31 protein-coding genes and 1 tRNA gene are annotated in these 23,996 nt (G+C 40.0%); 11 read left to right on the forward strand and 21 right to left on the reverse strand.

Annotated features, from left to right (window positions below; all coding sequences use genetic code 11):
- Positions 1-64 precede the first annotated feature (64 nt).
- Positions 65-607, reverse strand: coding sequence for a hypothetical protein (locus V514_RS0109320; RefSeq protein ID WP_029499688.1), 543 nt, complete (start codon positions 605-607; stop codon positions 65-67).
- Positions 608-880: 273 nt separating this feature from the next.
- Here V514_RS0109320 and V514_RS0109325 point away from each other — a divergent pair, with 273 nt between their 5' ends.
- From V514_RS0109325 to V514_RS18975, 5 genes are read left to right on the forward strand one after another with little or no spacing between them, the layout of a single operon-like run.
- Positions 881-2,305, forward strand: coding sequence for a polysaccharide deacetylase family protein (locus tag V514_RS0109325; RefSeq protein WP_029499689.1), 1,425 nt, complete (start codon positions 881-883; stop codon positions 2,303-2,305).
- Complete coding sequence (locus tag V514_RS0109330) at positions 2,302-4,116, forward strand: glycosyltransferase family 2 protein (protein ID WP_029499690.1); 1,815 nt, start codon at positions 2,302-2,304, stop codon at positions 4,114-4,116. The genes V514_RS0109325 and V514_RS0109330 overlap by 4 nt, the downstream gene beginning before the upstream one ends.
- Complete coding sequence (locus V514_RS0109335) at positions 4,106-5,839, forward strand: polysaccharide deacetylase family protein (RefSeq protein WP_029499691.1); 1,734 nt, start codon at positions 4,106-4,108, stop codon at positions 5,837-5,839. Before V514_RS0109330 ends, V514_RS0109335 begins: the two co-directional genes overlap by 11 nt.
- Before the next feature lie 18 nt (positions 5,840-5,857).
- Entirely contained in the window at positions 5,858-6,829 is a 972-nt protein-coding gene (locus tag V514_RS0109340; protein ID WP_029499692.1) for a glycosyl hydrolase family 18 protein, read from the forward strand.
- A gap of 32 nt (positions 6,830-6,861) precedes the next feature.
- Positions 6,862-8,148 carry a nucleotide sugar dehydrogenase gene (locus tag V514_RS18975; RefSeq protein WP_035944576.1) on the forward strand — a complete coding sequence of 429 codons (1,287 nt, stop codon included), beginning with the start codon at positions 6,862-6,864 and terminating at the stop codon, positions 8,146-8,148.
- 196 nt (positions 8,149-8,344) lie between these two features.
- Here V514_RS18975 and V514_RS0109350 read toward each other — a convergent pair whose 3' ends face one another.
- The 3 genes from V514_RS0109350 to V514_RS0109360 all read right to left on the reverse strand — a co-directional run bounded on the left by V514_RS0109350 (position 8,345) and on the right by V514_RS0109360 (position 9,454).
- Positions 8,345-8,695 (reverse strand): cupin domain-containing protein, encoded by a 351-nt coding sequence (locus tag V514_RS0109350; RefSeq protein ID WP_029499693.1) that lies wholly within the window; start codon positions 8,693-8,695, stop codon positions 8,345-8,347.
- 156 nt (positions 8,696-8,851) lie between these two features.
- Complete coding sequence (locus tag V514_RS0109355; protein ID WP_029499694.1) at positions 8,852-9,133, reverse strand: hypothetical protein; 282 nt, start codon at positions 9,131-9,133, stop codon at positions 8,852-8,854.
- 42 nt (positions 9,134-9,175) lie between these two features.
- A complete protein-coding gene (locus tag V514_RS0109360; RefSeq protein WP_029499695.1) occupies positions 9,176-9,454 on the reverse strand; it encodes a DUF3784 domain-containing protein in 279 nt (92 codons plus the stop codon).
- 47 nt (positions 9,455-9,501) lie between these two features.
- On the opposite strand from V514_RS0109360, the gene V514_RS0109365 reads away from it, so the two are divergent.
- Together V514_RS0109365 and V514_RS0109370 are read left to right on the forward strand one after the other, a co-directional pair.
- Positions 9,502-9,777, forward strand: coding sequence for a hypothetical protein (locus V514_RS0109365; protein ID WP_029499696.1), 276 nt, complete (start codon positions 9,502-9,504; stop codon positions 9,775-9,777).
- A gap of 14 nt (positions 9,778-9,791) precedes the next feature.
- Positions 9,792-10,007, forward strand: a complete 216-nt coding sequence (locus V514_RS0109370) for a helix-turn-helix domain-containing protein (RefSeq protein WP_029499697.1) — start codon at positions 9,792-9,794, stop codon at positions 10,005-10,007.
- A gap of 55 nt (positions 10,008-10,062) precedes the next feature.
- Here the strand turns inward: V514_RS0109370 and V514_RS0109375 are convergent, their stop codons facing one another.
- From V514_RS0109375 to V514_RS0109390, 4 genes are all read right to left on the reverse strand, one after another.
- A complete protein-coding gene (locus V514_RS0109375; RefSeq protein WP_029499698.1) occupies positions 10,063-10,416 on the reverse strand; it encodes a hypothetical protein in 354 nt (117 codons plus the stop codon).
- 155 nt (positions 10,417-10,571) lie between these two features.
- A complete protein-coding gene (locus tag V514_RS0109380) occupies positions 10,572-11,018 on the reverse strand; it encodes a hypothetical protein (RefSeq protein WP_029499699.1) in 447 nt (148 codons plus the stop codon).
- A gap of 70 nt (positions 11,019-11,088) precedes the next feature.
- Positions 11,089-11,346, reverse strand: a complete 258-nt coding sequence (locus V514_RS0109385; RefSeq protein WP_029499700.1) for a hypothetical protein — start codon at positions 11,344-11,346, stop codon at positions 11,089-11,091.
- A gap of 57 nt (positions 11,347-11,403) precedes the next feature.
- Positions 11,404-12,159: a M23 family metallopeptidase gene (locus V514_RS0109390; RefSeq protein WP_029499701.1), complete on the reverse strand. Its 756-nt coding sequence runs from the start codon at positions 12,157-12,159 to the stop codon at positions 11,404-11,406.
- 132 nt (positions 12,160-12,291) lie between these two features.
- Between V514_RS0109390 and V514_RS0109395 the strand changes: the two genes are divergently transcribed.
- Positions 12,292-12,552 (forward strand): hypothetical protein, encoded by a 261-nt coding sequence (locus V514_RS0109395; RefSeq protein ID WP_029499702.1) that lies wholly within the window; start codon positions 12,292-12,294, stop codon positions 12,550-12,552.
- Positions 12,553-12,570: 18 nt separating this feature from the next.
- On the opposite strand, the gene V514_RS0109400 is transcribed toward V514_RS0109395, so the two are convergent.
- The 7 genes from V514_RS0109400 to V514_RS0109430 all read right to left on the reverse strand — a co-directional run bounded on the left by V514_RS0109400 (position 12,571) and on the right by V514_RS0109430 (position 17,610).
- Complete coding sequence (locus V514_RS0109400; RefSeq protein WP_029499703.1) at positions 12,571-13,278, reverse strand: DNA alkylation repair protein; 708 nt, start codon at positions 13,276-13,278, stop codon at positions 12,571-12,573.
- Positions 13,279-13,356: 78 nt separating this feature from the next.
- Entirely contained in the window at positions 13,357-13,644 is a 288-nt protein-coding gene (locus V514_RS0109405; protein WP_029499704.1) for a YjcQ family protein, read from the reverse strand.
- Positions 13,645-13,790: 146 nt separating this feature from the next.
- The gene (locus V514_RS0109410) at positions 13,791-14,075 is read right to left on the reverse strand and encodes a hypothetical protein (protein WP_029499705.1); all 285 of its coding nucleotides are present in this window, start codon (positions 14,073-14,075) and stop codon (positions 13,791-13,793) included.
- A 383-nt stretch (positions 14,076-14,458) separates the two neighbouring features.
- A tRNA-Arg gene (locus V514_RS0109415) sits at positions 14,459-14,532 on the reverse strand.
- Positions 14,533-14,607: 75 nt separating this feature from the next.
- Positions 14,608-17,010, reverse strand: a complete 2,403-nt coding sequence (locus V514_RS0109420) for a heavy metal translocating P-type ATPase (protein WP_029499706.1) — start codon at positions 17,008-17,010, stop codon at positions 14,608-14,610.
- A gap of 81 nt (positions 17,011-17,091) precedes the next feature.
- Complete coding sequence (gene copZ, locus V514_RS0109425; protein ID WP_029499707.1) at positions 17,092-17,298, reverse strand: copper chaperone CopZ; 207 nt, start codon at positions 17,296-17,298, stop codon at positions 17,092-17,094.
- A 12-nt stretch (positions 17,299-17,310) separates the two neighbouring features.
- A complete protein-coding gene (locus tag V514_RS0109430) occupies positions 17,311-17,610 on the reverse strand; it encodes a metal-sensitive transcriptional regulator (protein WP_029499708.1) in 300 nt (99 codons plus the stop codon).
- 384 nt (positions 17,611-17,994) lie between these two features.
- Here V514_RS0109430 and V514_RS0109435 point away from each other — a divergent pair, with 384 nt between their 5' ends.
- Positions 17,995-18,432 carry a MarR family winged helix-turn-helix transcriptional regulator gene (locus tag V514_RS0109435; protein WP_029499709.1) on the forward strand — a complete coding sequence of 146 codons (438 nt, stop codon included), beginning with the start codon at positions 17,995-17,997 and terminating at the stop codon, positions 18,430-18,432.
- On the forward strand, positions 18,432-19,619 hold the full coding sequence (locus V514_RS0109440) for an MFS transporter (RefSeq protein WP_029499710.1): 1,188 nt from the start codon (positions 18,432-18,434) through the stop codon (positions 19,617-19,619). Before V514_RS0109435 ends, V514_RS0109440 begins: the two co-directional genes overlap by 1 nt.
- 284 nt (positions 19,620-19,903) lie before the next feature.
- Here the strand turns inward: V514_RS0109440 and V514_RS0109450 are convergent, their stop codons facing one another.
- The 3 genes from V514_RS0109450 to V514_RS0109465 form a co-directional block, all read right to left on the reverse strand.
- Positions 19,904-20,107 (reverse strand): hypothetical protein, encoded by a 204-nt coding sequence (locus V514_RS0109450; RefSeq protein ID WP_029499711.1) that lies wholly within the window; start codon positions 20,105-20,107, stop codon positions 19,904-19,906.
- A 154-nt stretch (positions 20,108-20,261) separates the two neighbouring features.
- The gene (locus tag V514_RS0109460; protein WP_029499712.1) at positions 20,262-20,450 is read right to left on the reverse strand and encodes a DUF4017 family protein; all 189 of its coding nucleotides are present in this window, start codon (positions 20,448-20,450) and stop codon (positions 20,262-20,264) included.
- Between the two features lie 14 nt (positions 20,451-20,464).
- Entirely contained in the window at positions 20,465-21,961 is a 1,497-nt protein-coding gene (locus V514_RS0109465) for a class I adenylate-forming enzyme family protein (protein WP_029499713.1), read from the reverse strand.
- Between the two features lie 105 nt (positions 21,962-22,066).
- On the opposite strand from V514_RS0109465, the gene V514_RS0109470 reads away from it, so the two are divergent.
- Positions 22,067-22,570, forward strand: coding sequence for a GNAT family N-acetyltransferase (locus V514_RS0109470; protein WP_029499714.1), 504 nt, complete (start codon positions 22,067-22,069; stop codon positions 22,568-22,570).
- Between the two features lie 44 nt (positions 22,571-22,614).
- Here the strand turns inward: V514_RS0109470 and V514_RS18980 are convergent, their stop codons facing one another.
- From V514_RS18980 to V514_RS0109485, 3 genes are all read right to left on the reverse strand, one after another.
- Positions 22,615-23,103: an LURP-one-related/scramblase family protein gene (locus V514_RS18980; RefSeq protein WP_035944581.1), complete on the reverse strand. Its 489-nt coding sequence runs from the start codon at positions 23,101-23,103 to the stop codon at positions 22,615-22,617.
- Positions 23,104-23,165: 62 nt separating this feature from the next.
- The gene (locus V514_RS0109480; protein WP_029499715.1) at positions 23,166-23,495 is read right to left on the reverse strand and encodes a hypothetical protein; all 330 of its coding nucleotides are present in this window, start codon (positions 23,493-23,495) and stop codon (positions 23,166-23,168) included.
- Between the two features lie 206 nt (positions 23,496-23,701).
- Positions 23,702-23,986 (reverse strand): hypothetical protein, encoded by a 285-nt coding sequence (locus tag V514_RS0109485; protein WP_029499716.1) that lies wholly within the window; start codon positions 23,984-23,986, stop codon positions 23,702-23,704.
- Positions 23,987-23,996: the final 10 nt, after the last annotated feature.

Here is a 23,996-nt window from a genome sequence, read left to right on the forward strand (position 1 = left end):
CGGTCCAAGGAATGTGTCTTTTTTTTGTTTCACTTACGTGGGTCAGTTTCCTACTTGTTTTTCATTAGCGATATGCTCGTAACACATCTGCATACGACGTAACACGCTTTGTTGAGCGCGTATGCCGTTCATCAAGCGGACTATCGGGCTTTTGCGCATATTCCTCGCTTTGCTCGTAATTTTTTTGCACATCTTTTAAATGCTTTTGCATCGCGTCCTTTTGTTCGCGTGACATCGAGCTTTGTGAAATTGCTGATGATGTGCGTACGACAGCCATATCAACATCGGTTTTTGTACGCGCCATGCGCATCATCATTTCCATCATGCGGCGCTCACGCATCGTTTGCTCAATAGCGCTTAGTTGTTGTGGGTCATTCAAGCGGATATACAGCAACTCACTTGGCGTTAATGTTTTGCCGCTATCCAATTTAGCGCGAATAGCTTGCACACGCTCGTCCGTTGATGTTTCGTTACTTGCTGACGATTGTGCATTACGACGCAACAACTGCTCAACAACTGTTGAAAATGATGTGGTCGATGTAGGCTGCTGACGTTTTTTCGTTACAACAGGCGCCATTTGTTCTACAAAAGATGAACGAATAACCATTTACTCTCCTCCTTTCTTCCTTGTTATCGACCAAAACCACTTTTTTTCAAAAAAATTCACAATAAAATCCCACATTCCAAATTCACTGCTTTAGATATAGTTTTTAACTTTACTTTAACTTTTAATAGAACTTTAATCTTATCTAAATATTAAAAATAGTTTCAAAAATAATTATCAGTAGTTATTTAAGCACTACATTAGCTCTTTTTATCTAGATTACTTTATAATATTTCGGGCATTTATTAGTGAAACGTAATGAAGGATGGTGAGTATATGAAAAAAATAAGTTATGCCCTGCTCTCATGCGTACTACTAGCTGGATGTGCTGGCGAAGAAGGGCAACCCGTTACAAAAGCCCACGAAAAAATTACCATTCCACAACCAGCTAAACAGGCTGTGGAACCTGTGTCACAAGTAAAAATCCCGGAAAAATTAATTGCGCTGACATTCAATGGCCTTGCCGATGATACGACGATGGATCGGCTATTAAATGAATTGAAAACGAACGATTTAAAGGCGACGTTTTTCATTCCTGGTGTCGAAGTTGCCGAACGCTCAGCCATTGTCAAACGCATTTTACATGAGGGGCATGACATTGAAAACAATACATTAAATTTCGTTATGCCAGAAAAATTGAGCTATGAAGAAGCATACTTAGAAATTTCACTCGCAAATAAAGTAATGAAAGAAAAGCTAGGCATTCAACCGGAATTTGTGCGCTCTCGTTCTGGGGATTCAAGTCGGAATTTTGAACAAGCGGCCGCTGAACTTAATATGAAAGTGATTACGAATAATATCAACCCACAAGATAGCAACATGCAAAGCGCCGAAGAAATCACAAAATATGCTAAGCGTTGGGCAAAAAGCGGCTCGATTGTTGAGTTAAACACCTATTTAAATCCTGAAGTGATTCGCACGGTACCGATGTTGAAAAAAATGTATGCCAAGCAAGGTTATAAACTCACGACTATTAAAGAAGCGATGGAGCATGAATATTTAACGGATAACTACAAATCAAATCACTTGAACTATACAGACGACTATAAAAATGCACAACCAAAAATCGTTAAAAGTTTCAAAACGAATGGCAAAAAAGAATTAGCGATTACATTTGATGACTGGAGTAATGAAACGACGCTAACGAAGGTGCTTGATATTTTACGCGAACATCACGTCAAGGCGACGTTTTTCTTAATTGGTAATGGCGCGCACACATCGCCACAGCTTGTGAAGCAAATTGTAGACCAAGGGCATGAAGTAGCTAACCACTCATATGACCACGCTGACTCAGTCAAATTGTCACCAAAACAACTACAAGAAGCGGTCATTAAAACAGACGAAGCGGTTTCATATGCGATTCAAAAACCCGCAAAAAGTATGTATCGCCCACCATATGGCTCAATCGATGATAAAAGTGCCAAAATCGTTGCAGCAACAGGCATCGATTACATCATTTTATATGATGTCGCGTCGTTTGACTGGGATTTAGAAATCTCCTCACAAGACGTGTTGCATCGTGTTTTCTCACAAGGGAAGCCAGGAAGTATTTTAGGAATGCATATTTTAGATGACTCGCATATTTTGAACGTGCTACCGACCATTTTAGAAACGTATCAACAACAAGGCTACAAATTCCGTACCGTTTCTGACATGCTTGACGACTACGACTACAATACGAATGAAGGTGAAATACAATGAGCAAACCCGAAACATTAACGCTCGTAAAAAAAGACCGCCGCAAGCTATCAAATATCCCCGACCCGCTACACCAACGTCAGCAAGTCGATCGTCGCGGTGTGACGGAAACAAACTTAGATGCGAATGAACTTTATAGTCAACGACAAGAAGGGCAACGTTACATTAGTAATTTCCCAGTCAAAATGACAAGCGCAAAAAATGAGGTTCAAGACGTGGTATGCCGCGATATTTCAAATACCGGCATGCTCGTGCGCTCTGATGACCCAATACGCACAACGCGCACAACACGGTTAAAATTCAAAATAGATGGTGGCGTTATGCCGGAAGGTTACGAGGCACGCGTGAATATTGACGCAAAGCCTGTGCGCTCTTATGAAGAAGATGACCACTATTATCAAGCATTTGAGTTTACGCAACCGCTAAATAGCTATATGAAAAAAAGGCGCTGGGGTTTATCGATTTTTGCGGCTAGTTTGTTCTTACTGTTTTGTGCCGTCATCGTCTTGTTAATGCGGACCGAAAGTGTGCTGTACTTTAAATTCAATAAATTCCTTTATTTATATAGTTTAATCGCAGCCGCTTTCTTACTTAGCCGCTATGTATTTGGCTTATTCTACCGCAATGTGCCAATTAATCCGCACTATGAACCTGGTGTCACGATTATTATTCCAGCATTTAATGAAGAACAATGGATTCACCGAACAATTACGACATGTGTTGACCAAAACTATCCAATCGACAAACTTGAAATTATCGTTGTTGATGATTGTTCAACCGATGCGACATTCCGTAATGCACAAAAAGCCATTAACGAGCTAAAAGCTGACGGCGCGCGTTTTGATGTTGCAGAACGTTTGAAATTGATTCGCCTCGAACAAAATAGCGGCAAACGTGATGCGCTTGTTATGGGCGTGTCACATGCAAAACATGAACTAGTCGTTTTTGTTGACTCCGATAGCTTTTTAGAACCAAACGCTATCCGTAATATCGTTCAACCATTCCAAGATCCAAAAATGGGCGGTGTTTCTGGTCGTACCGAAGTTGAAAATAAATTTACAAACACGATGACAAAGCTTCAAACTGTACGTTATTATATCGCGTTCCGCATTATGAAAGCGGCAGAATCCTATTTTGATGTTGTCACATGCCTGTCAGGTCCACTGTCATGCTACCGCAAAGAGTTAGTCGAAAAACACCAAGATGCTTGGCTAAATCAGAAGTTTTTAGGGCATGCGGCGACATTTGGCGATGACCGTAGTATGACAAATTTTATTTTAAAAACGCATCGTACCACTTATCAAGATGCAGCCATTTGTTCGACGATTGTTCCTTCTGAATTTAACGTCTTTTTAAAACAACAAATGCGCTGGAAACGCTCATGGTTACGCGAATCGTTACGTGCGCTAACGTTTATGTGGAAAAAGGAACCGCTGATGTTCTTATTTTTCATCGTTGGCTTAATTGTCCCAATTGCTGCACCAATCGTTGTTATTTACAACTTAATTTACGTGCCAATTGCGCACCACGTCTTCCCGACGACATTTGTTGTTGGCCTAGCAGTAATGGCGCTATTACTCAGTTTTGCGCATCTCCTATTTCGTAAAAGTACACTGTGGCTACACGGGTTAACATTCGTCTTATTTTACGAATTTGTACTCCTGTGGCAAATGCCAATCGCCTGGTTTACATTTTGGAAATCAACGTGGGGTACGCGCGATACACCACAAGATGTCGAGGAACGCCGCTTGAAAGAACAACGCAAAATGCGCCGCGCTGCGCTGAAACGAGGAGGTCGTTTAGATGGCGAATAATAAGCAACTGAATGTGAAAGCAAAAAATCGTCGCAAAGTAGTGCGAACGATTTTAGAAGTAATTGCGATTATGGCCGCTGCATTTTTCGTCGTAAAATCGGTATTTTTCCTCTATCATTACGACGAGCCAAAAGCAACTGCCAACAATAGCAAACAAGGCTTTGTTGCCATCTCGTATTTTGGCGTCGATCGTAGCGGCTCGACAAAACATATTGGACGCGAACAATTAGCAAAACAACTTACATTGCTAAAAGAACAAGGCTTTACAACGATTTCACAGCAACAAATTATTGATTTTTACGAAAAAGGCACGCCGCTTCCAGAAAAAGCATTGTTTTTATCATTTGAAGATGGCCGTACCGATTCTAGTATTTTTTCACAATCAACGCTTGAAAAATTAAATTTTAAGGCGACGATGTTCACGTATGCCGACAATACGCAAAGCAAAGACAATAAATTTTTAACGACCGGTGATATTCAAAGCATGGTCGATAGCGGTTATTGGGAACACGGCACAAACGGCAACCACCTCTCGTATATTAATGCCTACACACCAAACGGCGATTATTTAGGTGAAGTACCGGAAAATGCCGTCACCGATAAAACGAAAATTGAATATTACAATCACTTTTTAATGGATTATTTACGTGATGAACATATGATTCCAAAAGAAACCGTTGAAAAAATGGATATGCGTCTCACAAACGAATATACAAACATGAAAAAGATGTACACAAAAGATGGGGGAACGCTGCCAAAAGCCTATGCTATCATGCACGCAAATGCGATGTACAACACGATGGATGACATGGTTGAAAAGGTCAATGAGCGCAATATCCACAACCTCTTTTCGCTACATTTCAATACAAATTACCGCGCTTATAATGATGCAAAACAAGATGTTTACAATTTAAATCGTATGCAAGTCGCTCCGTATTGGGCAACGAATCATATGCTGATGAAAATGAAAGACGAATCGGCAATCCCAATCGAATTTACCGTTGGAGATAAAAAGCTCGCAGCAGATTGGCTTGTTGAACAAGGACGTGGTGAATTTACAAAGCAAGATATTATTTTAACGTCAGAAGTAGACAAAGAAGTGTCGGCAACATTAACGAAAAAATGGCCAGCACAGGCGATCGTATCCGCCGATTTCAACGGTGCGGTCATGGGAACACAAAGCATGACCTTATCGGACGGGACTGTTTCAGCAAAGGTGAGTCTACAAAAAAACAAACTGCTCATTCAAACGCAAAATGGTTCGAAAAAAGGACAACTACAAAAAATGAATTTACAAGAACTTGATTGGAAAAATGAAGATTATGCTTTTGGTAAAGCATCAAACTACACGTATCTTCAAACGCAAGAAGGCTCACGCGTTGATAAAACAGCCTACCCAAGCAATGTCATGAATAATCGCGATGTCCGTATTCAAGCGGTTGGCGAGCGTTTAATAATTACAGTCGACGGCAAGGAATATAAGGCGCACTTGCCCAAAGAGCTGCATGATTTTGCGTTAACATTGTCTGGTGAAGCGCTGGCGAGCGACACAGAAAAAGAGCAATTTGTCGATACGATTTACGACGCCTTCTTCGGAGATGTTACCGTTACGAAAAATCGCGAAGTGCTTTATTCAACACGCGCTTCAGCACCAGAACGCGCACTTGATGCAGCGAAAAAACAATATGATAATGTCGTTGATTTCTTCATTCACACATTTTAACGGAGGTGTCGCAACAACATGAAAAAAATGATTGTCGTTGCTGCCATCGTACTCATTGCATTGTTAGACTTCTATGTCTATTCACAAAGTAAACCCGCGCACATAACGACACCTCGGAGCATGTGGATTGTCGATTGGCAACGCGAGGCCGGGCTTCGCGATGTCGAAGCGCTCGGACAAAGTTTAAGTAGCGTGTCGCTTTTTGGGCTTTATTATAATGCCGAGCACGATGGCTTTCTCCCGGAGTCGACGCAGCAACTGATTCAAGCATCGAAAAATAATGTACACGCTAAACGCTATTTAACAGTCGTCAACGATCAAATTACCGGCACAAAAGAATTAAAATCGGAAGCTGTCATCGAAGCGATTTTAGCGAACCCGAAAAAGCATCAACAACAAATTATTACGTTTACGAAAGAAGCACATGTCGATGGGGTCGAGCTCGATTATGAAAATATTCCGGCCGATAAAGAAACACACTACTTGGCATTTATTCGTGATTTACAGCAGCAACTGCATGACGAAGAACTCGCACTTCGTGTCGTACTAGAACCATCATTTAGCGCGGCGTTACCTGATGATATTGAATTTATCGTCATGGCTTACAATTTGCATGGCCCTCATAGCGATGCTGGTCCAAAAGCAGATTTTGAATTTCTTGACCACTTAGCAAAGCGCTTCCCAAATGATGCTGGCAATATAACGATTGCGCTTTCGCTCGGTGGCTTCCGCTTTGCAAAAGATGGCGTTACGAGCTTAACCGAGCAACAAATTGAAGCGATGAAGCCAACCGCGACACGACATGATGCAAGTGCAGCGTTGTCATTTACAGCTGATGATGGCGCTGTCATTTGGTACAACGATGCTGAAACGATTAAACAATGGACGCATTATATGCAGCAAAAAGGATATACGAAATTTGCTTATTGGCGCGCGGGTAGTATGTCCGAAAAAACGCGCGACATGTTGAAAAATTTAGATGAAAAATAATCATTTACGATACTTACTTGGAGGTGTAGAGAATGCAGCACACGATTGCCGTCGTTGGTTTAGGTTATGTCGGTTTGCCATTAGCTGTTGAATTATCTCATGTTTACAATGTAGTTGGCTTTGATATTCAACATGAAAAAATTGCACTTTACAAAGAAGGCATTGATCCTACAAAAGAAATTGGTGATGAAAAATTACAAGCATCGCGCGTACAATTCACATCCGAGCTACAACATTTAACGGCATGTAACATTTTTATCGTGACCGTTCCTACACCGATACATGTGGATAAAACACCTAACCTTGAGCCACTGGTTAGTGCTTGTGAGTTAATCGGGAAAAATTTAACGATCGGTGACATCGTGATTTTTGAATCGACCGTCTATCCCGGTACAACCGAAGAAATTTGTGTGCCACTGTTAGCGCAACATTCCAGTTTAACATTCGGCAAAGACTTTGCAGTTGCGTACTCACCGGAGCGTATCAATCCTGGTGACAAAAACAATGATTTACGCAATATTTTAAAAATCGTTTCCGCTTCAGATGACGCTACGCTCGCTGTCGTTCGCGAGCTATATAGTTCGATTATTGACGCGGGTCTTCATGTTGCCCCGTCCATTCGCGTTGCAGAGGCCGCAAAAGTTATTGAAAATGCCCAACGCGACATTAACATCGCCTTTATGAATGAATTGTCGATTATTTTTAATAAAATGAATATCGATACAAATGAAGTGCTTGAAGCAGCTGGGACAAAGTGGAATTTCCTACCGTTCACACCAGGGCTTGTTGGCGGTCACTGCATTGGTGTCGACCCCTATTATTTTCTATACAAGGCAGAAGTACTCGGCTGTCAATCTAAAATCATCTCAGCAGGACGCCAAGTTAACGATGGACTCGCACATTACATCGTCGAAAATTTCACAAAGCAGTTCTTCTCAAACTATTCACAACAAGAAGCGCGTAAGGTGGGCGTATTGGGGATTACGTTTAAAGAAAACTGTCCAGATACACGTAACTCAAAAGTTATCGATATTATTGTCGAGCTACAACAGTATGGCTTTGATTTACAAATTTATGACCCGTATGCCGACGCGCAAGAAGTCGTACGAGAATACGGCATTGAGCTTTGTTCGTTTGATGAACTGCAAACATTAGATGCGCTCATTATCGCTGTCAAACACGATGTTTTCTTAGATGCTTTCCCACTTGAAACATTGGCAAGTCATTTTTCAGAGAATAGTCATCTTATATTCGATTTAAAAAATTTATACAATCGCCGCGAGCTAGAAGCACAAGGCTACGATGTTTGGAACCTTTAAAATAGCCGTTGGTAGCGCACACCTGACCTGAAAACAGCTATACTTACGCCACTTGGACAGACAAATCACCGGCCAGTTCTTCATGGACCATCTTTTTTCGAGCATCAATCGGAAAAAGGCGGTTTTATTTTTTTGCCAATTAAAAAACACGTCCAACGTTTTATTCCCGGTGAACGTGCCTGTCCATTTTTTGGCGTTACAATGTTGTTAAAAAGTGCGTAGTTGACAATAATTCCCCTTCGATCACTAATGCCATCATCCCTACTTCTGTCGCCATTTCATGCCACTCTTGCTGCGCCCAAAACACAGCCTGCCCTGCCTTAATCGGGCGCATATGCTGCTCATCGCGCACCGTCCCCTCACCAGACATGATCAGCACAAGCTGCGATGTGCTCGCGCGGTGATAACCAATCACATCGCCGGGTGTTAAATAAACAGCCGCGATATTTACCGGTTCATCACTTTGCAAAATGCGCGTCATCACAAATGTCGAATCAAATTGATGCATCGATTTTCCACGCTCTTTTTCAAATGACAATAATTCCATGTTATACAACCCCTTTTATGTAAATATTTTCATAATTATACATTAAAAAAAACCGACTTCTCAAATGAAAAGTCGGTTAAATGTCTGGTATATAAGAACATTTTATAGAATTGCCTTCATTATACGTGATGCATTCGCTTGGCGCAATATTATTTTTTAATACAGTTGCGCAAACAACGTAATAAAAGCGGAAACTACACCGGTCACAAGCGTTAGCATTAAATAACCAATTGTTTCCCCGGTCGTCATCAGGCGCTTCGCACGACAATAAATTAACAACAAACAAACACCGATAAATGTCGCAAACGTTAATAACGTCAATGCCGTCGCCACAACATCCGCATAGGACCCCGTTATTTTGTTCATTAAATACATATTCGTAAACGCAAACATCAAACCAAGTACACTCAATGTGTATACATATAATCCATTAGCCAACGCGCAACCCCCCTTGCTAGTTCATACCCTCTTGAAAATTGTTCAACGCATCATTTTTACGTTGGCATAAAGTACTGCTAGCAATAACACGAAAATACACGGAGTCATCATCGCCTCTGCTGGTTGGAATCCAATACCCCCGGTTGTCACAAGTAATGCGCCAACTAACAGCATCACCGTCGCTAAAAAATTCGCAACTTTTTCAGGGTCTTTCGCGCGTTTGAGCTGGATACCCGCAAGCAATTGCCAATATTTTTTTACACCAATCAAATAGCTACAAATGATAAGTACTACGCCCATTGTGATTAACTCGGTTGTCATGACATCACCTCACTGTTACACTCATTATAACGGAAAGTAGGGATAACTTGATTAGTAAATGGACATTTGAAGCAACGTCTACATTGCCACCACAATTTGAACGAACTGCGACGATAGCATCTAAACAATATGCGAGCTATTCATTGCCTATGAAAAATGCGGAAGAAGCTATTATCGCCTTAACGAAGCTTGCGACAGCACTCGACGCAGACGCACAGTTTACACAACCATTCATCGAATATGGTGATATTCACTTTGCCGAAAGCGGACACTCTACCGTGTATGGTCATTTTTTATTTTCACTAAATGATAGCTACTTATGAAAGGGTGGGACAGCATGATTCGCATTCATCTCGAAAAGCAATTAGCAAAAAAACAACTAAAACTCTACGAATTAGCAGCCATTGTTGGCATGACAAACGCCAATTTATCGCATTTAAAAACCGGCAAAGCGAAAGCCATTCGCTTCTCAACATTAATGGCCTTATGCAAAGCACTCGATTGCCAGCCCGGTGATTTATTACAATATGTTCCCGATGACGACACAGAATGAAAAAACAGCGCTCCATCATAACACGGTTAACGCTGTTCATTGGCGATATAACGGCCTACGATGCATACGATTCAACAGGCGCTTTTTCTTTTAAAATAATGCTGAAATACGGCTTCCACTTTAGTTCGAGTAATTGTAGCGCATCTCCGTGAATCACCTCAAGTACAGAGCGCTTATTGTTGTCTTCATTATCGACAATAACAAAACGTTGAATTTCTTTAAATTCAAATAAGCCCATTGTGCGATTTGCATTGTCAACTTGAATATGCAATGAGCGATCGGCAAACTGTAGCGTAACCGTATAGCGTTCGTCGCCTTTAAAAAAAACATATGTCGCCATTTGTTGGTCTTCTGTCATCATTGGCTCCACCGCAAAAAACGATTGTAGTTGTTCTCTTGTTGGAAACATTCTCCTCACCCCATCTTTTATAGCTATAAACAACTATATTATAACTATAACAGAGCTTTTTAACCACCTATAAATATCTATTTATTAAAATATAAATTAGTGAACTATACCTAATTTGCTAATTAAAAAAGCCACGCTACAGCGTGACTCACCTATTAATCTAATTGCAATGTCGCTATTTTATCCAGTAATTCCTTTGCCTCATGTGGCTCTAACGTCAAATGACAATGGCGTTCATGACTCGATGTCGCAAGCCAGTCTATGCCATTGGCGCGGAAAAAAGATAAGTCCTCAGGAAAATATGGCTGTTCCCAACTATACAGTGACTGAACAGCTTGCTGTAGCACGTTTTTCGCGTGATCATCAGCGCGGTAATAATACACATAGGCCGTCGATCCATCTAACATCGTGCTCGCCCACTCTGATTTTTCAACTTTCCGAATTAACGACGGCGCTAATTGCTTTAACACGGCTTTTGCTGACGGCGCAACGGCTAACTCCTTACGAATCACTAAGTGAAATTTTGCACTTTTATTGCAAGCCGCTTCGATTAATGAACGGTAGGCTTCCCCCGTTACGTCTCTATGTAATTCAAATTCCATTTTTCTCCCCCTTTCATATGACTGAATATGCCGTTAAAAAATGAAAGAATGGGCTTAAAAAAACAGCTGCCTAATGAATCGTCAGCTGTTGCACATCATCATAACATGCAGAAAAAATCATCGATAATGATAAACCCATAATTTCTGTGTCGCGTATAAACGCTTCACAATTTGGTGTGCGCATCGAGCGATCAATTTCTTGATCATCGACAATTTCGATGAGTACAAAGCCCCCATTACGTTGTGCAATATAATAGTGTGCATTTTGGAATGAAAAGCCAATTTCATGACCTTGCTTTAATTGCATATCAAGCTCTTGCGTATTCATTGAACATCACCCCTTTTCTATTAAATAACCGTTTTTTGCCCTTTGTAATCCTTTTCACTAAATTCCGTCAAAAATAGCACGCATCAGCATACGCGGTAGCGCGATAATACCGCGTATCACCGTAATGATTAATCCCCAGGCATCAGGCTCCGCCGCAATCTCAATACCCACGTCACGCCAATTTGTACGATTTTTTACCGTTTTTCCCGGTGTGACTTTTTGTTGGAAACGAATGGCTTTTGGTTTTGAAAAATAATGATGCGCCTCGCTGATTACACGAAATTGTAGTGCTTGCTTTCCCATTTGTTGCCCAATCTCACAACGTTCTGCTACAAACTCATTGACAGCAACTGTTGGTGAAAAGTTCGCCACATAACTATATTCATCAGGTGCATGACGAATGACCACATACCCTTCCTGCTGATTTACCTCTACAACAGTCCCTTCTGCCGGTGCAAGAATTTTTTTGTTGTCGCGCGGTAAAAATCCATACGTTGATGCTTGCTCATCAACGACATGCCAGCGTCCTTTAAATGGCAAGGAATAGCGTTTTGTCGTCTGCTGCTGCGTATGAAATTGAAAATCAGTAATTTCATGGCCATTCACTTTTACGGTAATGATATAACGGCGCTTATCATCAAACCATTGCTCGGTATTATCCGATAATTTTTGACTCTGAATCGCGCGCATCTGCATTTGAAAAATTTTGGCTTCTTTGCGGAATGTGCGCAGCGGCCATTGTTGTTGTAATGCTGGCGAAAAATAATCATATAAGTCGGCGAACTTTCCTTGTTGAAATAATAGTTTATACATCGTGTCACTCCTTTAATTTTATGTACGCAGAATTTTCAAAAAAGTTTCATCTTTACTGGAATCTAGAAAAAATAGGAAAAGAACGAGCATTTTTGTTAAAATAAATGCTAAACAACGAAAGGGCGGCTTATCATGATTGAATTTTTATTAACGATTGCTGGCATCGTCATTGGTGTAGCGCTGTTTCTTTATGTCAATAAACGTCTAAGTAATCGCGCGAACAAGCGTTTAACGATGATGATTGCTAGCAGCTATTTTGCATTTGGCTTATTGTGTATGCTCGTAAGCTTTTTTATTGAACTTTTACTGCCGCTTCTATGCGCCGGACTTCCAATCGCCATTTGCGGCATTTTATCGGTTGTGCGCGTCCATATGATGACAGATTTCCATTAAAAAAAACGTTCAAAGCATTTAATCGCTCTGAACGTTTTTTTCTAGTTGTTTTTTGCGCTTCATCGCGCGAATACGGTCCTTTGTTTCCTTTGAAATGCGCAGTGATTCCGTAATTTTCGATAATGCTTTATTATACGTCCAATCATCAAGCGTATTATTGTGTAAATAGGGCATCGTTTCAATTGGCTTACGAATAAAAAACATCGATACGGCCCATGCAACACCCATACGCACATAATAGTCATCATGCTTTAGCTGATCCAGTAGCGCTAGGCTTTTCGTTAAATAATTGTCATTAATAAAATAATTAAGCATCATCACTGCTGCAAAGCGCTGATCGTACGCTTTATCGCTCGCTGCATATTTTTCAACGAGCGCCCAGTAAAGCGCCTGATTTTTTTTTGCATCCTTTAAAACAGAGCAAAAGCCATCACACACAGACCAGTTACGGATTTTTGGAATAAACGCTTCCATATATGCGATGCGCTCGTCTGCAGGCATTTTCATCGTGCCAATAACAAATCCTTCAAGCTGCGTTTCTTCAAAATAACGATTTTCAACTTGCGCTAAAAATGCTAGTGGGTCATCGTTAATAAGCTCTTTTGCTAGTTGGCGCAGTGCCGGAATGCGTACGCCAATAATATCCGGCTCATTTGGGATTAGTTTTTTCGTAAATGCACGGTAGTTAGTATCTTGTAGCGCCCAGAGTTGTTCATGAATTGACATCTGTCATCGCCCCTTCATCCATTCATTATACAGCGAAGCACTAAAAAACGCGATGCATTGTAGCATCGCGTTCATTCTTTAAGATTGTTCAATCCACACTTTTCGGTCCATTGCATCACGATACGGCATAATCCATTCAAAATGCTCCGCTAAATATTTCATACCCGTATACGTAATTTCGGCTTTTTTGAGGTCTAATCCACTGTCTGGAGCTAAATGCACATTGCTAATATAGCCATCTTTTTGTAGTTGATAAACAAATGCTTGAAATCTTGCAGCATCGACGCCATAATCAGCGGCACAAATCTTCGTATTTTTACGTTCCAATTCTTTAATAAAGCTATATTGTAAACGTTCTAAATTCATAAAAATCCCTCCATACCAATACTCAATTAAGTCGGGTATACAATCCTTCTTCATATATCGGCTTTGTTTATACTTTCCCAAAACGCCGCACTTCAAAACCACTTATAGACATGCTAATTGCTTATTATTTGTCCTTTTCGTCTTATTTAAAAATACTTTAAATGCTCAATTTTCTGTCTACAGTCATCAATACGTTGCTTCAATGTTATCGCTTCTAAGCGCATATTCGCTAACAATTGCTGCAACTCTTCATAAATTTCATATGCCTGTGTCGTCATTTGCGTTTTCTCCTCATCAAACGCTTTTAAATCGTCTTCATAACGATTAATGTTCTGCTCATAATCAGCTAAATGCTCCATATGTATACTAATAACATGTTCATAATTTTGTAAAACGCACGTTAAATAAACTTCTTCTGTATTGAACCCCATTACTACTTCACCCTTTGATTTTCGATATGCAATAGCTTTTATACCCGCTTTGTGTAGTTGTAAACCTTTTTTAAATACCCATCTGTATACTATGTATTAAATATAACAAAAAAGAGTTATAGGCGCAAATCGTGTATACGATTACAATTCATCAGAGAAAAAAACCTTAACATTATATGTAAAGGGGCAGAGAATTTTATCTTATATATGTTTTTTGATTTTGTTTCCATATTTTTTAATATAGCCTTCCTTTTAGTCAAAATAAAAAACACGTCTAATCAATAAATTCAATTTTAGAACTAGTTCTATTTGATTTATTAATTAAACGTGCTTCAAACCTTTGCTACATAAGGGCATGTTGAAAGTTTTTGTTTCAATGCTAACGTCCTTGACAGGAATCGAACCTGCGACCTACTCCTTAGGAGGGAGTTGCTCTATCCTACTGAGCTACAAGGACCTAAAATCACGTCATTAGTATAGCATTATTTTAGAAAAATAAAAAGAGGCTACATAAGGATAGCCTCTTAAAACGTTATTTTAATTTAACTCGTTGTAAACGAAGTGCATTTAACACAACGGATACGGAACTAAAGGCCATCGCTGCGCCTGCCACCCAAGGAGCTAATAAACCAAGCGCTGCAATCGGAATGCCTAATGTGTTATAACCGAATGCCCAAAATAAATTTTGTTTAATATTGGTCATCGTTTTTTTACTCATTAAGATGGCATCGGCAATACTGTTTAGGTCGCCGCGGATTAATGTAATATCAGCCGCTTCCATCGCAATATCTGTACCTGTCCCAATCGCCATACCAATGTCGGCTGTCGCAAGAGCTGGTGCATCGTTAATACCATCGCCGACCATCGCTACTTTTTTCTGTTGCTGTTGTAATTTTTCTACTTCGCTTGCCTTGCCTTCTGGTAACACACCTGCAATCACATGTTTGATGCCAACTTCTTTCGCAATAGCTTGCGCGGTTGCTTCATTGTCACCGGTCATCATAATCACGTCAATGCCCATGTCATGCAAGCGCGCTACCGCTTCTTTTGACGTATCTTTCACCGTATCCGATACGGCAATAAGCCCTGCGTATTGACCATCGATTGCTACGAGCATCGCAGTTTTCCCTTGTTGTTCCAATGCTTGTTTTTCATGAAGTGCCGCAGTGACATCAATGCCATACTGTTCCATTAATTTCACAGTCCCAACAACCGTTGCTTTCGCATTGATTGTCGATTGTACACCGTAACCCGGTACAGCTTCAAAGTACTGTGACTCATAAAGTGCAATGCCGCGTTCTTTGACACCACGTACAATGGACTGCGCCAGTGGATGTTCAGATTGGCGTTCCGCACTTGCAACATACGCTAAAAATTCTTGTTCATTAATCGTTGTGATAACGTCTGTTAACACCGGTTCCCCGTTTGTGACAGTGCCTGTTTTATCGACAACGACTGTATCGATATCACCGGTTTGTTCTAAATATTCGCCGCCTTTGAATAAAATACCGTATTCAGCAGCGCGACCAGAGCCTGCCATAATCGATGTTGGTGTTGCTAAACCGAGCGCACATGGACAAGCAATAACAAGTACGGCAATTAAGACTTCTAATGCTTGGACAAAATCACCTGGTTGTACGAAGAAATACCAGACGACAAATGTCAGTACCGCAATCCCAACAACAATCGGAACGAACACACCTGAAATTTTATCAGCTAAACGTTGAATCGGCGCTTTTGTGCCTTGTGCATCTTCGACTACTTTAATAATTTGTGCGAGCGCTGTGTCACGGCCCACTTTTGTCGCCGTCATTTTAATGGCGCCGTTTTTATTAATGGTCGCACCGAATAAGTCATCGCCTTGTTTTTTATCAACCGGCATGCTTTCACCCGTTAACATCGATTCATCAATGGCGGTTGTGCCTTCGACTACTTGCCCATCAACAGGTATTTTTTCACCAGGGCGTACGACAATGACATCACCTACAACAACTTCTTCAAGCGGTACTTCAAGTTCCGCACCGTCACGTACGACCATCGCTGTTTTTGCTTGTAAGCCCATCAATTTTTTAATCGCTTCTGATGAACGTCCTTTTGCTTTTGCCTCAAATAATTTACCGAGTAAAATCAGTGTAATTAATACGGCACTTGTTTCAAAATATAAATGTGGCATATGATTACCATGCATTGTTAACACTTCATACACACTGTAGAAGTATGCGGCTGATGTACCGAGTGCCACGAGCACATCCATATTCGCACTACCGTTTCGCAGCGCTTTATACGCTCCTACGTAAAATTGATAACCAATCGCAAGTTGTACAATCGATGCAAGGACAAATTGGAACCACGGATTCATAAATAAATCGGGCACATACATCCACTGTGTAAACGAGAAGTGCCCAACCATCGTCCAGAGAAGCGGTAATGATAAAATGGCTGCTGCGATAAATTTCCATTGTTGTTTTTTAATCGCTTGCTCGCGATAATCGACCGGTGCCTCGTCCTCATGCTTATGAGCACCATACCCTACTTTTTCAACGCGTGCGATAATGTCGGCTACTGAAACTTTACTCGGATTAAACTCGACTGTCGCTCGTTCGAGTGCTAAATTGACGTTCGCTATAGATACGCCGTCCATTTTATTGAGCACTTTTTCGATACGCGCCGAACAAGCAGCACATGTCATACCGGTAATATCAAATTCTTGCTTTTCTTTTACAACGCCATAGCCAAGCGCTTCAATTTTCTTTTCAAAATCTTCTTCCGATATTTTCTCAGGATCATAATGCACTGTAGAACGCTCAATTGCTAAATTGACATTCGCATCTTCCACACCGTCCATTTTCTTCAAGCCTTTTTCAATACGTGTCGCACAAGATGCACACGTCATACCTGAAATTTGAAGATTACTTTCTTTTAAATTTTGAGTCATGATTTCTCACCTTCCTCATACCTATAAGGGGTATATATTTTTGAAAATAAAAAGGAGAGCTGTCTCTCCTAAGCATGTTATTTAAACAACGTCATAACCTTGGTCGTCGATTGTTTCTTTAATCGTATCAACGGTTACTTTTGAAGAATCAAAGGCTACGTCCACTTGACCTGCTTCTAAATTTACCTTTACAGTATCGACACCGTTTAACTCGCCTACGCTACCTTCTACTGCTTTTACACAGTGACTACATGACATGCCTTGTACAGTTAATGTTACATTTTCCATTTGAAATTCCTCCTATTTTCGCATTAATTTTTGGAACGTGACGAGCAGTTCATCTAATACTTCGTCGTCACCGTCATTTAAGCGGTCAACAACACAGCCTTTTAAATGACCCTCTAATAAAATTTTTGCCACGCTATTTAATGCAGATTGTGTTGCCGCAAGTTGCGTAATCACATCATCGCAATAAGTATCTTCGTCAATCATACGTTTGATTCCACGAATTTGCCCTTCGACACGATTCAGGCGCACTGTTAAATCTTTTTTTACTTTCTCCGGATGGTGGCTTTTTCGACAGGATGTTGTTTCTTCCATGTGTCTCATCCTCCTTCTGTTATTTACACCTTTAGTGTAGCATACCTAAAGGGGGTATGTAAATGATCGTGCTTATGTGATGTGCTTGCTATCTTGCTTGACTGTAATTTATCATACCCTATATAGGTATGTAAAGTATTTTGATTTAATTTTTAATTATTTTTTAATAAATGTTTTTAAATCAATATTTTATCATTTTATCATTTTATAAAAAATATTAATATACCCCCGTATAGTACTTATCAAAAAATGAATGCACCGTTTTAATGATTGCTATTTTAACTAACCCCCCCTGCAAGCCAACTTCTATTGACAAACATTTTTTTATCTTTTATCATTTAAAAATAGTTAACATCATTAACTAATTTTTAACGAGGTGATCCAATGCATATGTTTCAAACACTTTACCATGAGCTCGTGTTAACCAACCGCACATTCGAAGCACAGCTCAATGCCATTTTAGAACAACAAGGGATTCATCGCTCTGATTGGTCTGTGCTTTATTATTTAATAATGGATGAGCAGCTCACATCGGCGGAAATCGCAAAATTATTAGCGATTGAAAAACCGAATGTCACGCGTATTATGAAAAATTTAGTGGCGATGGGCTATGCACGCGTTGAACCTTCTACTGAAGATAAGCGTAAAAAACATTTACTGATTACGAATGAAGGTCGCGCGATGTATGCTGAAGTTCGTACATATGTCGATCAATTTGAACTAGAATCAATGAAAGATATTCCTACGGAGCATCAGCAATTATTCATTGAAACGCTCAATCAAATACAACAAAACTTATTAAAGAGAGCCGGGGATAAATAGTGAGTCATTCTAAAGACAAGCTATGGACGAAAGATTTTATAATCGTATCGCTAATAAATTTTATCGTCATTTTAATTTTTTATTTACTAATGGTTACCATTGCCTCATTTGCTAAAAATGAATATGATGCAACAACAAGTCAAGCCGGGCTAGCAACGGGGATTTATATCGTTGGTACACTTGTCGGGCGATTATTTTCGGGGCGTGTCATTAACAATGTCGGCGCCAAAAAAATGATGATGATTGGCCTAACCGCTTTTATCGTCACGACTGCGCTATATTTCGTTCATAGTGGCGGCATCACGATGCTACTTATTTTCCGTTTAATCAATGGGGTTGCGGCCGGCATTGCTTCTACGGCAACGAGTACGATTATCGCACAAATTATTCCATCAGCACGTAAAGCAGAAGGCATCGGCTATTTTAGTATGAGTACGACACTTGGTACAGCGATTGGACCCTTTTTAGGCATTATGCTTGGCCGCCTTGTGTCCTACAACGTCATTTTCTTATTTTGCGTCATTTTAGCAGTCATCGCCTTGATGATTGGGTTAACGGTGAAAGCGCTAAAAATGCCCTTTACAAAAACGTCAAAAACAAAATTCAGCTTGAAACAATATATTGAACCGAATGCGATTCCCATTGCCATTGTGACCTTTTTAATGTCACTTGGCTACGCAGCGATTTTGTCATTTATTAGCTTTTTTGCCGAAGAACGTGATCTCGTCGCTGCTGCAAGTTTCTTCTTCTTAGTATATGCCGTAGCGATTTTAGTCACGCGCCCATTTAGTGGCCGTCTAATGGATACGAAGGGCGCAAATGCGATTATGGTGCCTTGCTTTCTTCTTTTTGCGGCAGGTCTTGCGCTACTGAGCGTGACCCATTCGAGTATTTTACTATTAGTCGCTGCTGCGATTATTGGTGCCGGCTATGGTAATCTGCAATCAGGCGCACAAGCCATTGCGCTAAAAGTAACGCCAAGTGCGCGCGCTGGACTTGCAACGTCAACATTTTTCATCGCTTTAGATGCAGGATTAGGCTTTGGTCCGTACATCCTCGGTTTCATTGAACCACTTGTCGGCTTTGGCGCGCTGTATAGTGGGTTAGCTGTTTTAATTGTCATGACGCTCGTACTTTATATGATGCTCCATGGTCGGAAAGATAAGCAGTTAACGGCACAACCGTAAAGGAGAACCCTTTTGGAACAAGAATACGATTTAGAAAACGTAACATTTGAAATGCTTGTGCAACTTCTTGAAATCGAATTTGAGACGATCTATTAATAACAACGTGCAACAAAAAAGCAGCTATGCAGGATTTCAGATGCCCGCATAGCTGCTTTTTACTGTTCATATTCAACCAATGAAGGCTGTATGAAGTGTGGGAATGGGAAAAATCCACCCGCTGTCGGCTTTTTCTCGTCATAATAACTTTTGGAAAAGTATTCGATTTCTAATTTCACATCATCCTTTCACTTGACACTATCTTTTTCCTTATCATTTCTATCAAAGAAAAATTTCTTTTGATTAGAAGTGTACGGACTATTAAACGCCATACCCTTATCAATTTTTACGAAATCAACATCTGCTAGCCTACCCTCTATGTCGCTAAAAACAGCGATTACTTTAATTCCTTCATCATCCTCAATAAAATGAAAAAAGCGAGCTATGCCCATCTTGAAATGGCACTTCATTGGTTAAATAATCTTTTACAATACTCAAAATGTCATCTTCATTTAATTTAAAATACAGACGTTCTTTCTTTTTCATTATTTGTACTCACTCCTATAATTCAAAAAGAGAAACTACGCATCAGCGCAATTTCTCTTTTTAACGTATCGTTTTTTTTCTATAATTCCAATAATTAAAAGCTAACACGAATAATGAAATTGGAATGGCATATATTTGTACGACTAACAACTTCCATGACCATACGTCATACCCTTCTGAAGCTGGTAGAAATAAGCCAATCATACAAATCAATACATACATTAAAATCGCCGGAACCCACCACTTCATACATATCCCTCTCTCTACTGTCGCTCACGCAGCACTTGTTTTAAAATTTTACCCGATGCATTTCGTGGTAAAACATCTATCCGTTCATAACGACGTGGAACTTTATACGTTGCTAAAAACTCATTCGCAAAATTGCCTAATGTTTCTGCATCAATGCCCTCATCGCTAACATAATAAGCTTTGACAATTTCGCCAAACTCCGGATGTGGCACACCAATGACCGCGGTTTCATGCACGCCATCAATGCGATTTAGTAACTCCTCCGTTTCACGCGGATAGACAATTTGTCCACCAGTAATGATAATATCTTTTGTGCGATCTACAAGCCAAATAAAGCCATGCTCATCGCGCTTCGCTAAGTCTCCAGTATGCATCCAGCCATGCTGTAGCACTGCTTGCGTCTCAAGTTCATTATCAATATAGCCTTGCATAATGCCTTCCCCTGTTATATAAATTTCGCCAATTTCATCTACTGCCGCCTCGTTGCCATGTTCATTCATAATGCGTAGTTCCGTTCCAAACATCGCGCGCTTACCAATGCTACCTGCACCGCGGTCATGCTGTTCTGGCAATAAAATTGAGCCACTAGGGCCTGTTTCTGTTAAACCATATATACATACTAACCGTTGTGTGCCGAGTGCTTCTAATACCGTGTCCACTTCCGCTTTTGACATTGGTGCAGCACCGTATGCCCACCAAATCATCGTTGAAATATCAGTATAAGGAAGCTTCTCTGAGCGCGCTAACGCATGATACATGAGTGGCGTACCAAAAAAATGCGTCGTGCGCTCATGTTGTACGAGTTCAAGTAGCGATTCAATCGAATAATCTGGTGCTGTCACAACGGTAGCACCGACAAGCATCGCGCCGAGGAAAAACAGATGAAGCGGTGCTGAATGGCTCATCGACATCAAAATGAGCACTTTACTTTCCGGTTTCATTTCTAACTCCACAACCGCCATATTGGCAACTGCGAGTAAATTACGATAATTGTATAATACTCCTTTTGCTTCATCCGTTGTTCCAGAAGTGTAAACAATCGATGCTAAATCATCCTCTTTTAACGTCAATTCAAATGGCGTTTTTTCGGTATCGTGCGACATTAAATAGCGCATACTTAAAAAATCCCCAGCCTCGTCACCTGTTTTCAAGCAAATAACATTATTAATTTCCCCGACAATTGGGTATAGTACATCATGAACGATAAGTGCCTTCGCTTTACTATGCGCCAAAATACGCTCCACTTCATATTTTGTTGAATGAGTACTCACTGGAATAACAATGCCGCCAACACGCTGAATCGCAAAATAACTAATCGCTAATTCAATCGAGTTTGGCATGAACAATACGACCGGGTCCCGATAACCGATTTCTAAATCATGTAAGCCATGTGCTAAATTTTCTACATAAGCATCTAATTGTGCATACGTGATACGCTTATTTTCACAAATTATCGCATCACGCGTTGCAAATTTCCTTGCATTTCGCGCTAAAAGTTCTGAAGTATTCACAAAGATCCTCTCCTTTTACAGCGTATGCTATTAGTTACCCGAATTTTCCGATAGTTATTCGAGGCAATTGTCTGTATAATAAAATCCAACAAGGGGGTTGTTAAAATGACCATTCGTTTAGCTACGGTGGCGGATGCACCTGAAATGCTTGCGCTTCACCGAAAAATATTACAAGAACCTTATTATTTTGTCACAAGACTAGAAGAATTTAATCGTTCACTCGAACAACAAATTGCTTGGATTGAAGATAAGCAAACAAACGAACGCGAAGTTATTTTTGTCGCTGAAGAGCATGAAAAAGTAGTTGGCTGGCTTTACTTCCAATCACCTCGCCGCGTTCTGCTACAGCATACCGGTACATTTTTTATGATGGTTGATGAAGACTATCGTCAGCAAGGCATTGGCTCCAAACTATTAAAACGGCTACTTAAATGGGCGCGTGAAAATCCATTAATTGAAAAAGTTTCGCTCAGCGTCTTTTCGATTAATGAACCAGCCGTTGAACTGTATAAAAAAGCTGGCTTTACCGTCGAAGGACGCAAAGTAAAAGAATTTAAAATTGACGATGACCAATACATCGACGATATTTTAATGTATAAATTTGTCTAACAAAAAGGAGAAGCGACTTTCGTGTGCTTCTCCTTTTTTCATGGCTATGAACTTGCGGCAGCCGCTTCAGATGATTTGACACAATCAATCGCCACAACAAGTGCAATTAAAATCGTTTCAAACGCTTCCTCACGCACCGTCACCTCGTACTGATCGCCCCAACTAAACCATTTTTTATGCACATCGCCAATTAATTGATGTTGATGATAGACCGAAAAGTCCATATCCCACCAATCTCCGCGCATCTCAATTTCGGCATGTTCAATCGTATACCGCCCCTTAAATAGCGACAGCTCCTTTTTAATCGTTAAAATTTCTCGTCCGTCCACTTCGACGAAAAACTTTGGTAACAAGCTAAATATTTTCTTCGTAATATGTGCGACTTCATTGCGCTCTTTATCAAAAATTGTAAACGTTTTTGGTACCTGTAGAAAGCTACCTTCTACAAAATATTCATCTTGCTGAGCTGCATCTGTTACAGAAAACTTTCCACTTAAGCTAAACATTTTTTGCTTTATATAGAGTTGTTTCATGCTTAAACGCCCCCTTTCTTCCACTATACCACGATTTCAAGTGCGTGTTTAGAATGCTTGAATCAGCTGAGAATTGGATGAATCATCTCCCCTACTTGAATTAAATCTTTACGTGCCCATTGAAAATGAATAAACTTGTTACAATTTTTCATATAAAAATTTTCTATGTAATAAATATCTCCTTTGAAATTGGCAATTTCACAAAATTGCTGCGTGCCAATCCATACATACCGATTAAAGCGATACGTTTCTCCGATTTTCATAAAACGAAAATGATGAAAACTTAACAGCATCGTATGGTCGTAACAAATTTCTTCTGTACTTGTTTTTAAGTTTTTCAAAATAACTTTTCGAATGGAGATGCCTTCCTCAATAAATTCAATTTTAAACAAGCTATCATTCCTTTTCCATCAAAAATCTACGTCTAAACAACTTTATACAATTAATTCTATGTTATTTAGCTAAAATTTAGAATAAGCCATTAGGAGTAGCTTATAATACAATATTTTTATATCAATATAGAGATAGTTTAAGATTAAGGTCTTTTTCTTCAAAAGAAATAAAAAAAGAGGTTAGGAATCCAATCCTACCTCTCACTTTATACGTCCCAAATAAACGTAACAATTAACCATGCGGCGAAAAAAACACCACCGATAATCATTAGCCATTTACGTTGAACGTTATAATAAAAACGCATTGCAAAGCGAATACACTCAATCAAAAAGAAAAATAACAATCCGAAAATAATGTATTTAGCCGTACTGACGTCAATAACAACTGGCTCGTTTGAAACGGCGACCATCGCGATAAAGAGCGCTAAACAAATAAGCGCTACAAACGTAATGCTTGCTCGAATATGCAGCCATGTCGTGTTTTCTTTCATAACAAGGTCC

The sequence above is a fragment of the Kurthia huakuii LAM0618 genome, from assembly GCF_000505545.1.
Lineage (GTDB): Bacteria > Bacillota > Bacilli > Bacillales_A > Planococcaceae > Kurthia > Kurthia huakuii.

Coding starts and splice junctions, on each gene's coding strand:
- V514_RS0109320 (WP_029499688.1), bottom strand. CDS start 607: ATGGTTATTCGTTCATCTTTTGTAGAACAAATGGCGCCTGTTGTAACG.
- V514_RS0109325 (WP_029499689.1), top strand. CDS start 881: ATGAAAAAAATAAGTTATGCCCTGCTCTCATGCGTACTACTAGCTGGA.
- V514_RS0109330 (WP_029499690.1), top strand. CDS start 2,302: ATGAGCAAACCCGAAACATTAACGCTCGTAAAAAAAGACCGCCGCAAG.
- V514_RS0109335 (WP_029499691.1), top strand. CDS start 4,106: ATGGCGAATAATAAGCAACTGAATGTGAAAGCAAAAAATCGTCGCAAA.
- V514_RS0109340 (WP_029499692.1), top strand. CDS start 5,858: ATGAAAAAAATGATTGTCGTTGCTGCCATCGTACTCATTGCATTGTTA.
- V514_RS18975 (WP_035944576.1), top strand. CDS start 6,862: ATGCAGCACACGATTGCCGTCGTTGGTTTAGGTTATGTCGGTTTGCCA.
- V514_RS0109350 (WP_029499693.1), bottom strand. CDS start 8,695: ATGGAATTATTGTCATTTGAAAAAGAGCGTGGAAAATCGATGCATCAA.
- V514_RS0109360 (WP_029499695.1), bottom strand. CDS start 9,454: ATGACAACCGAGTTAATCACAATGGGCGTAGTACTTATCATTTGTAGC.
- V514_RS0109370 (WP_029499697.1), top strand. CDS start 9,792: ATGATTCGCATTCATCTCGAAAAGCAATTAGCAAAAAAACAACTAAAA.
- V514_RS0109375 (WP_029499698.1), bottom strand. CDS start 10,416: ATGTTTCCAACAAGAGAACAACTACAATCGTTTTTTGCGGTGGAGCCA.
- V514_RS0109380 (WP_029499699.1), bottom strand. CDS start 11,018: ATGGAATTTGAATTACATAGAGACGTAACGGGGGAAGCCTACCGTTCA.
- V514_RS0109385 (WP_029499700.1), bottom strand. CDS start 11,346: ATGAATACGCAAGAGCTTGATATGCAATTAAAGCAAGGTCATGAAATT.
- V514_RS0109390 (WP_029499701.1), bottom strand. CDS start 12,159: ATGTATAAACTATTATTTCAACAAGGAAAGTTCGCCGACTTATATGAT.
- V514_RS0109395 (WP_029499702.1), top strand. CDS start 12,292: ATGATTGAATTTTTATTAACGATTGCTGGCATCGTCATTGGTGTAGCG.
- V514_RS0109400 (WP_029499703.1), bottom strand. CDS start 13,278: ATGTCAATTCATGAACAACTCTGGGCGCTACAAGATACTAACTACCGT.
- V514_RS0109405 (WP_029499704.1), bottom strand. CDS start 13,644: ATGAATTTAGAACGTTTACAATATAGCTTTATTAAAGAATTGGAACGT.
- V514_RS0109410 (WP_029499705.1), bottom strand. CDS start 14,075: ATGGGGTTCAATACAGAAGAAGTTTATTTAACGTGCGTTTTACAAAAT.
- V514_RS0109420 (WP_029499706.1), bottom strand. CDS start 17,010: ATGACTCAAAATTTAAAAGAAAGTAATCTTCAAATTTCAGGTATGACG.
- copZ (WP_029499707.1), bottom strand. CDS start 17,298: ATGGAAAATGTAACATTAACTGTACAAGGCATGTCATGTAGTCACTGT.
- V514_RS0109430 (WP_029499708.1), bottom strand. CDS start 17,610: ATGGAAGAAACAACATCCTGTCGAAAAAGCCACCATCCGGAGAAAGTA.
- V514_RS0109435 (WP_029499709.1), top strand. CDS start 17,995: ATGCATATGTTTCAAACACTTTACCATGAGCTCGTGTTAACCAACCGC.
- V514_RS0109450 (WP_029499711.1), bottom strand. CDS start 20,107: ATGGGCATAGCTCGCTTTTTTCATTTTATTGAGGATGATGAAGGAATT.
- V514_RS0109460 (WP_029499712.1), bottom strand. CDS start 20,450: ATGAAGTGGTGGGTTCCGGCGATTTTAATGTATGTATTGATTTGTATG.
- V514_RS0109470 (WP_029499714.1), top strand. CDS start 22,067: ATGACCATTCGTTTAGCTACGGTGGCGGATGCACCTGAAATGCTTGCG.
- V514_RS18980 (WP_035944581.1), bottom strand. CDS start 23,103: ATGAAACAACTCTATATAAAGCAAAAAATGTTTAGCTTAAGTGGAAAG.
- V514_RS0109485 (WP_029499716.1), bottom strand. CDS start 23,986: ATGAAAGAAAACACGACATGGCTGCATATTCGAGCAAGCATTACGTTT.